Source organism: Paraburkholderia solitsugae, from assembly GCF_013177695.1.
GTDB classification, from domain to species: Bacteria; Pseudomonadota; Gammaproteobacteria; order Burkholderiales; family Burkholderiaceae; genus Paraburkholderia; species Paraburkholderia solitsugae.
The window spans coordinates 21,210-34,753 of sequence record NZ_WOEY01000089.1 but is presented as its reverse complement, the minus strand read 5'-3'; the positions used below and the strand labels follow the sequence as shown (position 1 = coordinate 34,753).

The following is a 13,544-nucleotide window of genomic DNA, read 5'->3' as shown; positions in this document are numbered from 1 at the left end:
TAAAAAATACCTATCACGGTTCTCACGCCGTTGATGAATGGTGCGCTGCAATAAAATGCGCTCTACCGCGTTCGTAGCATAAACACCTCATTGAAACGCGCGTGCGATTCTGGCGAATAATCCGTTCCTCGCGATCCATTCAGCGTAAGCCCGATAGTCAGGATCGTTCATCAGATGCCGTTCCTCGGTTTTAGCGCGCATGAAATACAGCAGATTCACGGCTGCCAGCGCGAAGCAGTGCGTGAGCGCGCGTTGCCAGCCCAACGGTTCGATGAACGGGACCGAGACCATCCAGAACGAAAGATTCTTCGTGATGTAGGCGGGATGCTTCGTGAAGCGATAAGGGCCCGAGGTGATGATGCCGCGATTGGTCAAGTTCGAAAACCGCAATCCGAACGCGATGGTGGAAAGCGCGTAGCAGAAGACCAGGGCGATAATCACGGCACCCCAGATGATTCGGACAATGGGTACGGATATTAGCCAGTTGTCCCAGAAGAACGAGCCCTCGTAGTGGATGTACTGGCTCGAGATCAGCGACCAGAATGGCTGGTAACAGACCAGCGCAACCAGCCAGCCGAGCGTGGTCGGCTCCGCGCTGCGCACGTGGGTATCGAGAATGCGCAGTGTGCACAGATAACCTACCGTGCCGAACATCAGGTCCATCGTGAAGGACAGGTCGTACATGAACCTGAACGTCGCAAGCGAGAACGGCGCGTTCATGGCGTTCACGAGCGATGCGCCGATATGGTCCGCATCGGTGGAAAGATAGGTGATCATCAGCGGCAGGAAGAACGCTTTCACCATCCATCCGGCCAGCATTTCACGCACGGGCTTCCAGTTGGCTGGGCGCTGCCCGCGAAACACCAGGCGGCCCCACGCCATATAGGCATCGTCGGTTTCACGCTGACGCCGGTCCATCCACGCAAAGTAAAATGGCGCGGCCACGATCAGATACGGTGCGAGCGTACCGATCAGCGACCAGAACGGCTTATAGAACGTGCCGTGATACTCGGGCAGCAGCCAGTAGAGCAGGCCGATGCCCGTATACACGGAAGCCAGAGCGGCAAGGCGAAAACCCACGCGCGCAACACTGAGCGGCCGAACCGCCTGGCCGGTCAGTCCGGCGCTTGGGCGTAGATACACGCGCGCGACAAACAGCTCGTAGACGGCGATCGTCGCGATGATCGCGAGACATGCGGCGGTGCTGCGGCCCGCGCCGTCCAGCGCGGTACTGTCGCGTAGCAGCCAGAGCGTCAGAAGGCCGACGACGATGCCAAGCAAGCCCACGGAAAACGGCGTCGCCGAACGCGGCCGCTGTTCTTCTACGTGCGCTACGTTATCGAAAGTGGAGTTCATGTCATCCTCGTATTCATGACATAGATAGCGGCCGGGCTTTTGATTTTTTAAGTCCCGGCCGCTTTGCCGAGTTGCCGCTTATTTACCGGCGACGCCGCCCAGTAATCCGGTGACAAGGTTCGTCACCGGCGCGAGCGGATTCGTGCTGGTCGACCCGCTACCCGCACTGCCGCTCAAGCCCGTCACGAGGCCGGTGACCGGCGCGAGCGGTGAGGTCTTGCCAGCCGCGCCGCTGGCGGTCGAGGTCAACGTGGTGACGAGGCCTGTGACGGGTGCGAGCGGTGAGCTTTGGCCCGCGGCGCCGCTCAGCGTCGAGGTCAGCGTCGTGACGAGACCGGTGACCGGTGCGAGCGGACCGCCGGCGCTGGAAGTGCCGCCAAGCGAACCCAAGCTGCCGAGAAATCCGGTGACCGGTGCGAGCGGACTGCCGGCGCTGGAAGTGCCGCCAAGCGAACCCAAGCCACCGAGAAGTCCGGTGACCGGTGCGAGCGGACCGCCGGCGCTGGAAGTGCCGCCGAGCGAACTCAAGCCACCGAGGAGTCCGGTGATCGGCGCGAGCGGGCTGCCGGTGCTACCGGTTCCACCGAGCGAACCGAGGTTGCCGATCAGGCCGGTCAGCGGCGGGATGCCGATGCCGCCGCCGGTTCCGCCCAGACCGCCAAGCGGGCCCAGCAGGCCGGCGATCGGCGCCAACGGATTGGTCGTCGCGCCCGTCAGCAGTCCGCCGGTGCTCGTGACCGTCTTGCCCAACTGGCTCACGATGCCGCCGACATCTTTACCCACCTGATCACCGGTTGCGCCCGACACTTTCTGACCGGCCGAATCGAGTCCGTTGCCGACGGTGCTCAGCAAGCCGTTGAGCGGCGCTCCGAGGCCCGTGGTGTTGCCGATGGTCTGCGTCGTATTCGAGACCATGAGCGTGATCGGGTTGATGACGGTGCTCAGTTGCGTCTCGACCTGTTGAACCGGCGCGCTGGTCAGCGCCGAGTTCAATCCCGAGCCAAGCTTGACGACGCCGTCGCCCACACCGGCGACAACCGTACCCAAGGTCGATGTGACGGGGGCGAGCGGCGCGAGAGGTCTGGTTCCGAGACTCGTCACCACGCCGCCGACGGCAGTAACGGCCGCCCCTGCGTTGGTCACGAGACCCGAAGTGGAGGTCAGGGTCGGGCCAAGCGGATTGGTCGAACTGCCCAGCGTGCCCAGACCTGCGGCGGTGCCATTGCCGAGCACATTGACGCCGTTGCCGAGATCGGTGATTGCAGCGCCGAGATTCGCAGTCGTTGCCCCGTTGACGCCGGGGATCGAGGTGCCGGTGATCTTGGAGCCCGTATCAGCGACGGTCGTGCCCACGGCCGTGAGGAGGTTGCCGCCTTGGGTGACGACGTTGCCGAGCGGCGTGGAAGAGGCGCCGGAGGTGCCCGAGCTGCTGGAGCTGGAGGTGCCTGAGCTGCTGGAGCTGGAGGTGCCCGAGCTGCTGGAGCTGGAGGTGCCCGAGCTGCTGGAGCTGGAGGTGCCCGAGCTGCTGGAGCTGGAGGTGCCTGAGCTGCTGGAGCTGGAGGTGCCTGAGCTGCTGGAGCTGGAGGTGCCTGAGCTGCTGGAGCTGGAGGTGCCCGAGCTGCTGGAGCTGGAGGTGCCCGAACTGCTCGTACCTGAGCTACCCGAAGTGCCGGAGCTACCCGAAGTGCCGGAGCTACCCGAAGTGCCGGAGCTACCCGAAGTGCCCGAACTACCCGAAGTGCCCCCGCCACTAGATGTGCCGGAACCCGAAATCCCGCCGAGTCCGCCTCCACCAAGCCCGCTGCCGGGCTGAGTGATAGTGGATCCGCAACCGTAGAGCGCGAGTAAAACTGACGTCGCAACAGCGATGGCTGTGCGACCGGCGAATGTGTGCATGATGTCCCCGTTGAACGACTATTGGCGGGGGCTCACGCTGCAAGTTATACGCCAGGTGCTAGTTGTAGCTCAATTTTAAATATTCATAGAATATATAGTTAAGATAATTATTATGCGAGGAATTTGTCGCGTCAAAAACACGATTCTGTCTAAGGTGGCCAAGCTATGTTCCACATGCGTGCTACGTAACGCGTCCAGTGAGCGTAACGGCGCGGGGCGGCCGCCAAACACCGCAGCGACTCTCGCGCCCCCGCTTACGTCCCGCGCCGATTAAAACGCAGCGGTATAGATCGCCAACGCATCGGCCTCAGTAACAGGCCGAGGGTTATTCACCAGAAGACGCGTCTGCAACATCGCGTCCCTCGCCATCCGCTCGAGCCCGCTACGTTCGATGCCGACATCGCGCAACCGGGCTGGAATCGCGGTCGCGGCAATCATCTGTTCGAGCCGTTCGATCAACGCCAGCGTCCTGCTTTCGGCACTGCCCGTCATGCCGGGCACGACCACGTCCGCGAGTTCCGCATACAGATGCGCCGCTGCCTCAGCGTTGAACCGCAACACGTGCGGCAGCACGAGCGCATTCGAAAGACCGTGCGGGACGTGATAAATGCCACCGATCGGATACGCGAGCGCATGGACCGCGGCCACCGGCGAATTGGCGAACGCCTGACCGGCGAACGCCGCGCCGAGCAGCATCGCTTCACGCGCCTCGCGGTTCTGGCCGTTCTCGCACGCGGGCAACAGATTGCGCGACAGGAGCTCGAGCGCCTTCACCGCCAGCATGTCGGACACCGGGTTCTTCAGATGCGCGGAGGTGTACGCCTCGATCGCGTGGACCATCGCGTCGACGCCGGTGGCCGCGGTCGCGGCAGTCGGCAGCCCGAGCGTGAGTTCCGCGTCGAGAATCGCCAGGTCAGCGACCAGTTGCGGCGCGACCACCCCCATCTTCTTTGCCTCGCCCACCGTCACGATCGACACGGCCGTGACTTCGGAGCCCGTGCCCGCGGTGGTCGGCATCTGCACGAGCGGCAAGCGTGACACCGTGACCTTGTTGACACCGTACATCTCGCTGAGCGCTTGCTGATCTTGCGGAGCCAGCACGGCGATCAGCTTCGCAACGTCCATCGACGAACCGCCGCCGAGTCCCAGCACGATTTCCGCGCCGGCTTGACGTGCGCGCAACGTGGCTTCGAGGACGATGTGTTCGGGCGGATCGGCAATCACGTCGTCGATCACGGTGGCATTCCAGCCATGCGCCGCGAGACCGTCGAGCGCGGGATTCAGCAGCCCACTCTTGTGAAGAAAGCCATCCGTCACCACGCACAGGCGTGTGAGCGACGGAAATTGCGCGCGCAACAAAGCGCCGAGGCGGCGCGCCGCGCCGAACTCGACGACCATTGTCGGCACGGTTTGAAACCGGAACGCGTTCATCATGCTGCGTCCCCGGGCACCATGTGGCTCGTGACTTCGCGCCGGTCGAGCAGCGGAATGATGGTGCCGAAGCCGAGGCGTTGGAAGTGCGGCGTATCGCGATGCACCGCAAGGCCATCGGCGTCGCTGTACTGTTCGAGAATCACAAAGTGGTCGGGATCGACCGGCGAACGGAAGAATTCGTAGTAGAGATTTTTGGGTTCCGCGCGGGTCGCCGCCGCGAGTTCCGTGAGCGGCTTCACAATCGCGTCGCCGGTGCCGGGTTTGGCGAAATAATGCGCGATCACCTGCAGGTAAGCACTAGCCATCGATGACTCCAACAAGATGGGACCTTCAACGTTCAGGATCCAGATTCCACAATTCGCTGTCGCTGGTGGATACCGCGACGGCGCCGTTCTTCAGCGCATCGAACACGTCGCCCTTGTTGCAGACGAAGCCCGAGGCGACGATCGGCGGCAAAGCCTTGCGGTCTTGCGCGGACAGATGCGAGAGCATCGGCGCAAACATCAGTTGTACCAGATTCGGATCGCTTTGCTCCAGTGCCTTCACGCTGCGCGTTGGGACGAAGAGAATCGAGCGGGAAAGATTGAGCGGGACAGATTGAAGTTGGGCAGGGATTTCCACTACGGCACGTCTACAACGCGCTCGAGCAATTGCCGCCGCGCAGCCGCGCGGCGTTCGAGATGGTGCGCTTGCGCGAGGAAACGCTGCAAAGCACGGCACGCGCACTCGACGTTTCGCAAACGCTAGTGCATTGCATGGTGCGCGACGCCGAGAAGCATTGCGCCGAATGCGTCGACGCCGGCAATCGCGGCGCGACCGATCCCGCGTTCTGCAGCGGCCGCGCCCGCCGGCGATAAAAAGCGCCTGTGCCGCTCAAGCTTTGCTAGCCCCGCCTGCGGGAACTTCTGCCTCAAGCGTCTCTACCATCTCCCGCGCTGCGCTCTGCAGCTCGGGCACATAGCGCCGTTTCGCGTCCGCGAGCGTCACGGCCCGTGAAAGAAACACCACATTCAGGCTTGCCAGCACACGCTCTTGCGACACGATCGCGACGGCGACCGCGCCGATCTTGCTTTGCGCGGCCCAGTCGCCGTGATTGGAGCCGAAGCCGTCCGCACGTACCCGCCGCACCAGGTTTTTGATCAATGCGTCGCTGGAGGCAATCGCCTTCTGCTCGTCTCCGCCCGCGCCGGAACGCAACAAGTCAAGGATGTCCTCGCGCTCGCCTTCTGGGCACATCGCGAAGTACGCGCGGCCGGCCGCCGTCAGCAGAATCGGCAAGCGCCGGCCGACCATCGAGCGGTGAAACGAAAGCGGACTGAAACGGTGCGTCGTCTCGCGGATGATCATCGCGTCGCCGTCCGGCGTGGTGAGATCCGAGGGCCATGCAACGCGCTGCAATAGCCGTCCCATGATCGGCGGCGCGATCGTCGCGATTCGTTCGTCGTCCGTAAAACCTTCGCTCAGTGCGCGCACTTGAAGCGTTAGACGAAAGCTGTCGTCCGACACGCTGCGCCGCACGAAACCTTCCTCCATCAGCGTTTCCAGCAGCCGCCGCACGGTGGTGCGATGCAAGCCCGTCATGTCGCTGATCTGCTGGCTGGTGGCGCGGCCGCTGTCCATTGCATTGAGCGCCTGAAGCACCTGCAGGCCGCGCGATAGGCCGCGTACGCTTGTGTATTTAGTCACGAAAAAACCTTTTAAATCAGTCATGTGCATTGTATGCACAATTTTCACAAAATGTTGAGAGAGCGAGGTGGCGAGTCCTAGACTGCGGTCAGATCAAACGATTCAGCAAGAAAGGAGACAGCATGCCCCCCACTCTTGACCCTGTACCGACTGAGGCGCGTCGCGAGACCGTGTCCGCCGACGTGGTGATTATCGGCGCCGGTCCTGTTGGCTTAATGATCGCCAACTATCTGGGCTTGCAGGGCGTGCGCGTCGTGCTGGTGGAAAAGCTCGAACAGATCATCGATTATCCGCGCGCCATCGGTCTCGATGACGAAGCGCTGCGTGTGTTCCAGTCGGTCGGCCTGGTCGACGCCTTGTTGCCCCACACCACGCCTGACCACTGGATGCGTTTCGTCACGCACACGGGCCATTGTTTTGCGTCGATCGAACCGCGTACCGACGAGTTCGGCTGGTCGCGCCGCAATGCGTTCATTCAGCCGCTGGCCGATCGCGTGCTGTATGAAGGCCTGAGCCGTTTCCCGCATGTCGAGGTGTTGTTCGGGCACAGCCTGAGCGCCTTCACCCAGGACACCACGGGCGTCACGATCGAAGCCGAAGACATACGAGACGGACGCCGCACGATTCGCGCGTCATACATGGTCGGCGCGGATGGCGGCAACAGTTTCGTGCGCCGTATGCTCAACGTGCCGTTCGAGGGCCGCACGAAGCCGAATCAATGGATCGTGGTCGATGTGCGTAATGACCCGATCGGCTCGCCGCATGTCTATATGCATTGCGACCCGAAGCGGCCTTATGTGTCGGCGGCTCTGCCGCACGGTATTCGCCGCTTCGAATTCATGGTGATGCCGGGCGAGACTGAAGAAGCGTTGTCGAAGCCGGAAAACATGGCTGCGTTGATTCGCAAGGTGGTGGCCGATCCGGAACAGGTCGACTACATCCGCAAGCGCGTCTACACCCACAACGCGCGGCTCGCCGATACGTTTCGTATGAACCGCGTACTGCTGGCTGGGGACGCCGCGCACATCATGCCGGTCTGGCAAGGGCAGGGTTACAACAGCGGCATTCGCGACGCCAGCAACCTCGGCTGGAAGCTGGCGATGGTGGTCAAGGGGCTTGCCGGCGACGCGTTGCTCGACACCTATACAGCGGAGCGCCGCGCGCATGCCCGCTCGATGATTCATCTATCGGAGGTGGCCGGCGACATTTTCGCGCCGACGAGCCGCCTGGGCATCAAGTTCCGCGACGCTTTCGTGCGCACCTTCAATCTGTTTCCGGCGGTGAAACGCTACTTCGTCGAAATGCGTTTCAAGCCGATGCCGCGTTACGAAGCAGGCGTGGTGCTGCTGGCCGAGCGTCCCCGCAAGCATGGTTTTCTCGCGCGCGTGCTGGAACGTTCGGGTCATTCCGCACCGGGACGATTGCTCGGACTGATGAGTCAGAAGCGTGAGTCGCTGCTGGGCCGCCTCGTTTACGGCCGCGATCCGCTGTGTCATTCGCCGGTGGGCCGCATGTTCATCCAGCCGCGCGTGCGGACGGTGGACGGCAATGTGGTGCGTCTCGACGATGTGTTGGGAAATCGCTTCGCCGTCATCGGCTGGGGTTCCGATCCGACCTTCGGCCTGACGCCCGCAGCGCGTGAAATCTGGCAGCGGCTGGGTGGCTGTTTCGTGCTCGCCAAACCCGACACGCAACTCGGTTTTCACGATGACGTGCCCGACGGCGTGATCGCTATCGGCGACGTGAACGGCCGCATGAAAGAGTGGTTTGCGCGCGTGCCCGAATCTGTCGTACTGTTGCGCCCGGATCGGTTTGTTGCGGGCATGTGCACGCCGCAGGAGGTCTCGGCGCGCATCGGCGATCTAGCCTGCAAGCTGGCGTTAGAGCCTGCCGGCCGGCAAACGGAGACGCCCGCGGCACGAAGCTCAGCGCGTGGCACGACCGTTATGCAAGAAAGCGGTGTCGCGCTCGCCACGGGAGCCTGACATGCCGATGCTCCTCGAATGCCTCTCACACACGCCGCTCACCGGCTATTACGACCCCGCGCCGGAAATCGTTGCTGAAGTGGCGCATGTCCATGCGGCGGCGCGAGCACGCGTGGCCGGCTTCGATCCCGAACTGGTCGTGGTGTTCGCGCCGGATCACTACAACGGTTTCTTCTATGACGTGATGCCACCGTTTTGCATCGGCGCGTCGGCGAGTGCGATCGGCGACTTCAAGAGCCTCGCCGGGCCGCTCGCGGTGCCGGCCGACACAGCGCTCGAACTCACCGAAGCCGTGCTGGCCAGCGATGTCGACGTGGCAGTCTCGTACCGCATGCAGGTCGATCACGGCTGCGCACAAGCGCTGGACCTGCTCACAGGCGGGCTCGATCGCTATCCGGTGGTCCCCGTTTTCATCAATTCGGTTGCGGCGCCGATGGCGTCATGCCGTCGCGCGCGTCTGCTCGGCGATGCACTCGGCCGTGCGCTTGCACGTTCGAACAAGCGTGTCCTGGTGATCGGTTCAGGCGGCATTTCGCATGAGCCGCCGGTGCCGGAGCTGGCCGGCGCCAACGATGAAGTCGCGGAGCGGCTCATCGCCGGACGCAATCCTTCGGCGGAATCGCGGGCCGCGCGCGAGGCGCGCACGGTGGCCGCGGCACGTGCATTCGCCTCGGGCGACAGCCGTTTGCATCCGCTCAATCCCGAGTGGGACCGCGCATTCCTGAAGCTGCTCGAAGAGGGTGAACTGACCGCGCTCGATGGCCTCACCGACAACGCGATCACGCGCGACGCCGGCAAGTCGGCTCACGAGATTCGCACATGGGTCGCGGCATTCGGCGCACTGAGTGCGTACGGCCCGTATCGCGCGACGCTCGACTATTACCGGCCGATCCCCGAGTGGATCGCAGGTTTCGGCGCGATGCACGCGCGGCCTGTTGCCGAAACCGTCTAACAGAATCCAGGAACACGCCATGATCAAGCAAAGCAATGTTGAAGCGATGGCCCTGCGGCTGCGCGATGCCGAATGCACGCGTCAGACCGTTGCGCCTTTGCGCGACGACCGGCAATTCGCACAAGCCGCCAATGCTGTTGAGGCCGCCAATCTCGCCTACGCCGTGCAGCAGTTCAATGTTCAGGCGCGCGAGGCGGCCGGCGAGCGCATCGTCGGCCGCAAGATCGGGCTGACTTCGCCAGCGGTGCAGCGCCAGCTTGGTGTCGATCAGCCGGACTTCGGCGCGCTATTCGCCTCGATGGCTTTCGGCGACAACCAGCCGATTCCGCTCGGCGAACTGATCCAGCCGAAGGTCGAAGCAGAAATCGCTCTGGTGCTCGAGCACGACCTGACGCACGACAAACACACCTACGCCGATCTGATTCGTGCGACGGCCTATGCGGTAGCGGCGATCGAAGTCGTGGACAGCCGCATCGAAGGCTGGAATATCCGCTTCGTCGATACGGTCGCGGATAACGCGTCGAGCGCGTGCTTTGTGCTCGGCAGCCGTCCGGTGCTGCTGCGCGACATCGATCTGGCCGCCTGCGCGATGACGCTATCGAACGAAGCCGAGGTGCTGTCGCGCGGCAACGGCTTCGCGTGTCTGGGCAATCCGCTCAACGCCGCGGCGTGGCTCGCGGACCGGATGGTCCGGCTCGGCACGCCGCTACGGGCCGGCGACGTTCTGATGACAGGCGCCCTCGGTCCGATGGTTGCGGTGACGCAACCCGGCACCTTCAGCGCGCAGATCGACGGTCTTGGCAGCGTCCGCGCGACTTTCTCCGCATAAGCAAGCACTCGATTGAGGACTGACATGGCAAGCGAAAAACACAAGGCCGCGATCATCGGCTCGGGCAACATCGGCACCGATCTGATGATCAAGATCATGCGCAACAGCAAGCATCTGGAAATGGCGGCGATGGTTGGCATCGACGCAGCCTCCGATGGACTCGCGCGCGCCGCGCGCCTTGGCGTGGCGACCACTCACGAGGGCGTCGAAGGACTGACACGCCTGCCGGTGTTCGACAAAATCGACTTCGTATTCGACGCGACCTCGGCGGGCGCGCACGTGAAGAACGACGCGTTCCTGCGTGCGCTGAAGCCCGGCATCCGTTTGATCGACCTGACGCCGGCGGCAATCGGTCCGTACTGTGTGCCGGTCGTGAACCTTGACGCGCATATCGACGCCCGCAACGTCAACATGGTGACCTGCGGTGGGCAGGCGACGATTCCGATGGTCGCCGCGGTGTCGCGTGTGGCGAAGGTGCACTACGCGGAAATCGTCGCGTCGATCAGCAGCAAATCGGCGGGTCCCGGCACGCGCGCGAATATCGATGAGTTTACCGAAACCACCTCGAAGGCCATTGAAGCCGTCGGCGGTGCGGCGAAGGGCAAGGCCATCATCGTGCTCAATCCGGCCGAGCCGCCGGTGATGATGCGCGACACCGTCTACGTGCTCTCCGAACTCGCCGATCAGGCGCATGTAGAAGCCTCGATTGAAGCGATGGCCGCGGCGGTGCACGCGTATGTGCCGGGCTATCGTCTGAAGCAGAAGGTGCAGTTCGACGTGATCCCCGCCGATGCACCGCTGACTATTCCGGGCCTTGGCCGCTTCAGCGGTTTGAAAACCTCGGTGTTCATCGAGGTGGAAGGCGCCGCACACTACTTGCCCGCCTATGCCGGCAATCTGGACATCATGACCTCGGCCGCGCTCGCGACCGCTGAGCGCATGGCGCAATCGCTCGTGCAGGCTTAAGGAGACTTTTCGCATGGACAAGAAACTGGTTATCTCTGACGTGACGCTGCGCGACGGCAGCCACGCGATCCGCCATCAGTATTCGATCGACAACGTGCAGCGGATCGCGCGTGCGCTCGACAAGGCCAAGGTGGACAGCATCGAAGTCGCGCATGGCGACGGCTTGCAAGGGTCGAGCTTCAATTATGGCTTCGGCGCACATAGCGATCTCGAATGGATCGAGGCGGTCGCCGACGTGGTGAAACATGCGCAGATCGCGACGCTGCTGCTGCCGGGTATCGGCACGATCCACGATCTGAAGGCCGCGTACCAGGCGGGCGCGCGCATCGTGCGCGTGGCGACCCATTGCACCGAGGCGGACATTTCGAAGCAGCACATCGAATACGCCCGCGAACTCGGCATGGACACGGTCGGTTTTCTGATGATGAGCCACATGACCACGCCTGAGAACCTGGCGGTCGAAGCGAAGAAGATGGAGAGCTACGGCGCGACGTGTATCTACGTGGTCGACTCGGGCGGCGCGATGAACATGAACGACGTACGCGCGCGATTCCGTGCCTTGAAGGCCGTATTGAAGCCGGAGACGACGACCGGCATGCATGCGCATCACAACCTGAGTCTGGGCGTGGCTAACTCGCTGGTCGCGGTGGAAGAAGGATGCGAGCGCATCGATGCGAGTCTCGCCGGGATGGGCGCGGGCGCCGGTAATGCGCCGCTCGAGGTGTTCATCGCTGCGGCGGAGCGTGCCGGCTGGAATCACGGCACCGATCTTTACACGTTGATGGATGCCGCCGACGACATCGTGCGGCCCTTGCAGGACCGCCCGGTTCGCGTGGACCGCGAGACGCTCGCGCTGGGTTATGCGGGTGTGTATTCGAGCTTCTTGCGTCATTCCGAAGTCGCCGCGAAGAAGTATGGACTGAAGGCCGTCGATATCCTGGTTGAGTTGGGCCGCCGGCGCATGGTCGGTGGTCAGGAGGACATGATCGTCGACGTCGCTTTGGATCTGAAGCGGGCGGCGGGCCAATAGCGCTTTCCTGCCAGGACCTGACGTCGCCCGGTTGCGCTGGGCAATCCGGGCGACGTCCACACCACCACAGCATGATCGCCATCAAGAGCGATGCGGAGTACACATTGGAGACTTTTATGCAGCGATCAACGAACACTCGGACCCACGGTGCCGTCACCGTCGGGCTATGCCTCATCGTCGCTCTGCTGGAGGGGCTGGATCTGCAATCCACCGGCGTTGCCGCGCCGCGCATGGCGCGCGAGTTTCATCTGGCCGTCGCGCAGATGGGCTGGGCGTTTAGCATCGGCGCGCTCGGACTGCTGCCCGGCGCGGCGATCGGCGGACGTCTCGCCGACAAGCTGGGCCGCAAGAGCGTACTGATGCTTTCGGTGGCGCTGTTCGGCATTTTCTCGATTGCGACCACGCAGGTGTGGGATCTCCACAGCCTGCTGGCGGCGCGCTTTCTGACGGGGTTAGGCCTCGGCGCTGCGATGCCGAATCTGATCGCGCTGTGCGCGGAAGCGGCGCCGCTGGATCAGCGCAACACCGCGGTCGGCGCGATGTATTGCGGCATGCCGTTCGGCGCGGCGCTGGCAGCGGTGATCGGCATTGTCAGTCCCGGCGATGCAGGCTGGCGGCATATCTTTTATGTCGGTGGCGTCGGGCCGCTTCTGGTGCTGCCGTTGCTTGCGATGTTCATGCGGGAGTCGGCGCATTTCGTGAAGGCGCGCTCGAATCCCGGCCGATTGCGCGAGGCGTCGCCTGGCGTTGCTCAGGCGCTGTGGAAAGAAGGGCGCGCCGGGACGACCGTCGCGTTGTGGATCAGCTATCTGGGTACGCTCATCGTGCTGTATTTCCTGATCAACTGGCTGCCGTCGCTGGTGTTGAGTCGCGGCCTCACGCGAGTGCAGTCGGGTGTCGTGCAGATGATGTTCAACATCGGCGGCGGGATCGGCGCGATTGTGATCGCCAGCATGATGGACCGGATTGGCCGCCGCCGGACAGTGGCCGGCATGTATCTGGGCATTGCGGTGGCGCTGGCCGCGCTCGTGGGTGCGAGCGGCGGCACATCGATGGCGTGGGGCGGATTGCTGGCGGGTCTGTTTCTTGTCGGTGGACAGTCGGTGCTGTATGCGCTTGCGAGCAGCATCTATCCGACCGAAGTGCGCGGTACGGGTGTGGGCGCGGCAGTCGCGGTGGGGCGCATGGGTTCGATTCTCGGACCGCTGATCGCCGGCCAGCTGCTCGCAATTGGGCAAAGCGCCACCGTGTTGTTGAGCGCGAGCATTCCGCTGATCGCGATTGCGGCGGTCGCGGCATGGCTGGTGGTCGGCAAGTCTGCGTCTATCTATGCGCCGGCGACCGCGCAGTAGATTTGCGGATTGCATGCGCAGGCTTGTTGTCGATCACGGCCTGCGGCCAACTCATTCT

The 13,544-nt window shown here is 63.4% G+C and carries 11 protein-coding genes and 2 pseudogenes; 7 read left to right on the top strand and 6 right to left on the bottom strand.

The genetic code is table 11. From position 1 onward, the window contains the following. Positions 1-87: 87 nt before the first annotated feature. From GNZ12_RS22560 to GNZ12_RS22540, 5 genes and pseudogenes are all read right to left on the bottom strand, one after another. Positions 88-1,356 carry an isoprenylcysteine carboxylmethyltransferase family protein gene (locus GNZ12_RS22560; RefSeq protein ID WP_172313809.1) on the bottom strand — a complete coding sequence of 423 codons (1,269 nt, stop codon included), beginning with the start codon at positions 1,354-1,356 and terminating at the stop codon, positions 88-90. A 78-nt stretch (positions 1,357-1,434) separates the two neighbouring features. Beyond that, positions 1,435-3,252, bottom strand: coding sequence for a collagen-like triple helix repeat-containing protein (locus GNZ12_RS22555; protein WP_172313807.1), 1,818 nt, complete (start codon positions 3,250-3,252; stop codon positions 1,435-1,437). Between the two features lie 270 nt (positions 3,253-3,522). Next, the gene (locus tag GNZ12_RS22550) at positions 3,523-4,683 is read right to left on the bottom strand and encodes an iron-containing alcohol dehydrogenase (protein WP_172313933.1); all 1,161 of its coding nucleotides are present in this window, start codon (positions 4,681-4,683) and stop codon (positions 3,523-3,525) included. After that, complete coding sequence (locus GNZ12_RS22545; protein WP_172313805.1) at positions 4,683-4,991, bottom strand: putative quinol monooxygenase; 309 nt, start codon at positions 4,989-4,991, stop codon at positions 4,683-4,685. Before GNZ12_RS22545 ends, GNZ12_RS22550 begins: the two co-directional genes overlap by 1 nt. Positions 4,992-5,016: 25 nt before the next feature. Then, a pseudogene (locus GNZ12_RS22540) lies at positions 5,017-5,238 on the bottom strand (glycerol-3-phosphate responsive antiterminator); the annotation flags it as partial. 68 nt (positions 5,239-5,306) lie between these two features. Here GNZ12_RS22540 and GNZ12_RS22535 point away from each other — a divergent pair. Then, positions 5,307-5,543 (top strand): annotated as a pseudogene (locus GNZ12_RS22535) (sigma factor-like helix-turn-helix DNA-binding protein); the annotation flags it as partial. Positions 5,544-5,559: 16 nt separating this feature from the next. Here the strand turns inward: GNZ12_RS22535 and GNZ12_RS22530 are convergent. Beyond that, positions 5,560-6,372: a DNA-binding transcriptional regulator gene (locus GNZ12_RS22530; protein ID WP_172313803.1), complete on the bottom strand. Its 813-nt coding sequence runs from the start codon at positions 6,370-6,372 to the stop codon at positions 5,560-5,562. Positions 6,373-6,494: 122 nt separating this feature from the next. On the opposite strand from GNZ12_RS22530, the gene GNZ12_RS22525 reads away from it, so the two are divergent. From GNZ12_RS22525 to mhpT, 6 genes are all read left to right on the top strand, one after another. Further along, the gene (locus GNZ12_RS22525) at positions 6,495-8,357 is read left to right on the top strand and encodes a bifunctional 3-(3-hydroxy-phenyl)propionate/3-hydroxycinnamic acid hydroxylase (RefSeq protein ID WP_235993844.1); all 1,863 of its coding nucleotides are present in this window, start codon (positions 6,495-6,497) and stop codon (positions 8,355-8,357) included. Position 8,358: 1 nt separating this feature from the next. Beyond that, positions 8,359-9,309 carry a 3-carboxyethylcatechol 2,3-dioxygenase gene (locus tag GNZ12_RS22520; RefSeq protein WP_172313801.1) on the top strand — a complete coding sequence of 317 codons (951 nt, stop codon included), beginning with the start codon at positions 8,359-8,361 and terminating at the stop codon, positions 9,307-9,309. 19 nt (positions 9,310-9,328) lie between these two features. Continuing rightward, positions 9,329-10,138: a fumarylacetoacetate hydrolase family protein gene (locus GNZ12_RS22515; RefSeq protein ID WP_172313799.1), complete on the top strand. Its 810-nt coding sequence runs from the start codon at positions 9,329-9,331 to the stop codon at positions 10,136-10,138. Positions 10,139-10,162: 24 nt separating this feature from the next. Next, positions 10,163-11,104, top strand: a complete 942-nt coding sequence (locus GNZ12_RS22510; protein WP_172313797.1) for an acetaldehyde dehydrogenase (acetylating) — start codon at positions 10,163-10,165, stop codon at positions 11,102-11,104. Positions 11,105-11,117: 13 nt separating this feature from the next. Then, a complete protein-coding gene (gene dmpG, locus GNZ12_RS22505; protein ID WP_172313795.1) occupies positions 11,118-12,134 on the top strand; it encodes a 4-hydroxy-2-oxovalerate aldolase in 1,017 nt (338 codons plus the stop codon). A 116-nt stretch (positions 12,135-12,250) separates the two neighbouring features. Next, complete coding sequence (gene mhpT / locus GNZ12_RS22500) at positions 12,251-13,486, top strand: 3-(3-hydroxy-phenyl)propionate transporter MhpT (protein ID WP_172313793.1); 1,236 nt, start codon at positions 12,251-12,253, stop codon at positions 13,484-13,486. Positions 13,487-13,544 lie beyond the last annotated feature (58 nt).

Coding starts and splice junctions, on each gene's coding strand:
- mhpT (WP_172313793.1), top strand. CDS start 12,251: ATGCAGCGATCAACGAACACTCGGACCCACGGTGCCGTCACCGTCGGG.
- dmpG (WP_172313795.1), top strand. CDS start 11,118: ATGGACAAGAAACTGGTTATCTCTGACGTGACGCTGCGCGACGGCAGC.
- GNZ12_RS22550 (WP_172313933.1), bottom strand. CDS start 4,683: ATGAACGCGTTCCGGTTTCAAACCGTGCCGACAATGGTCGTCGAGTTC.
- GNZ12_RS22560 (WP_172313809.1), bottom strand. CDS start 1,356: ATGAACTCCACTTTCGATAACGTAGCGCACGTAGAAGAACAGCGGCCG.
- GNZ12_RS22520 (WP_172313801.1), top strand. CDS start 8,359: ATGCCGATGCTCCTCGAATGCCTCTCACACACGCCGCTCACCGGCTAT.
- GNZ12_RS22510 (WP_172313797.1), top strand. CDS start 10,163: ATGGCAAGCGAAAAACACAAGGCCGCGATCATCGGCTCGGGCAACATC.
- GNZ12_RS22555 (WP_172313807.1), bottom strand. CDS start 3,252: ATGCACACATTCGCCGGTCGCACAGCCATCGCTGTTGCGACGTCAGTT.
- GNZ12_RS22545 (WP_172313805.1), bottom strand. CDS start 4,991: ATGGCTAGTGCTTACCTGCAGGTGATCGCGCATTATTTCGCCAAACCC.
- GNZ12_RS22515 (WP_172313799.1), top strand. CDS start 9,329: ATGATCAAGCAAAGCAATGTTGAAGCGATGGCCCTGCGGCTGCGCGAT.
- GNZ12_RS22525 (WP_235993844.1), top strand. CDS start 6,495: ATGCCCCCCACTCTTGACCCTGTACCGACTGAGGCGCGTCGCGAGACC.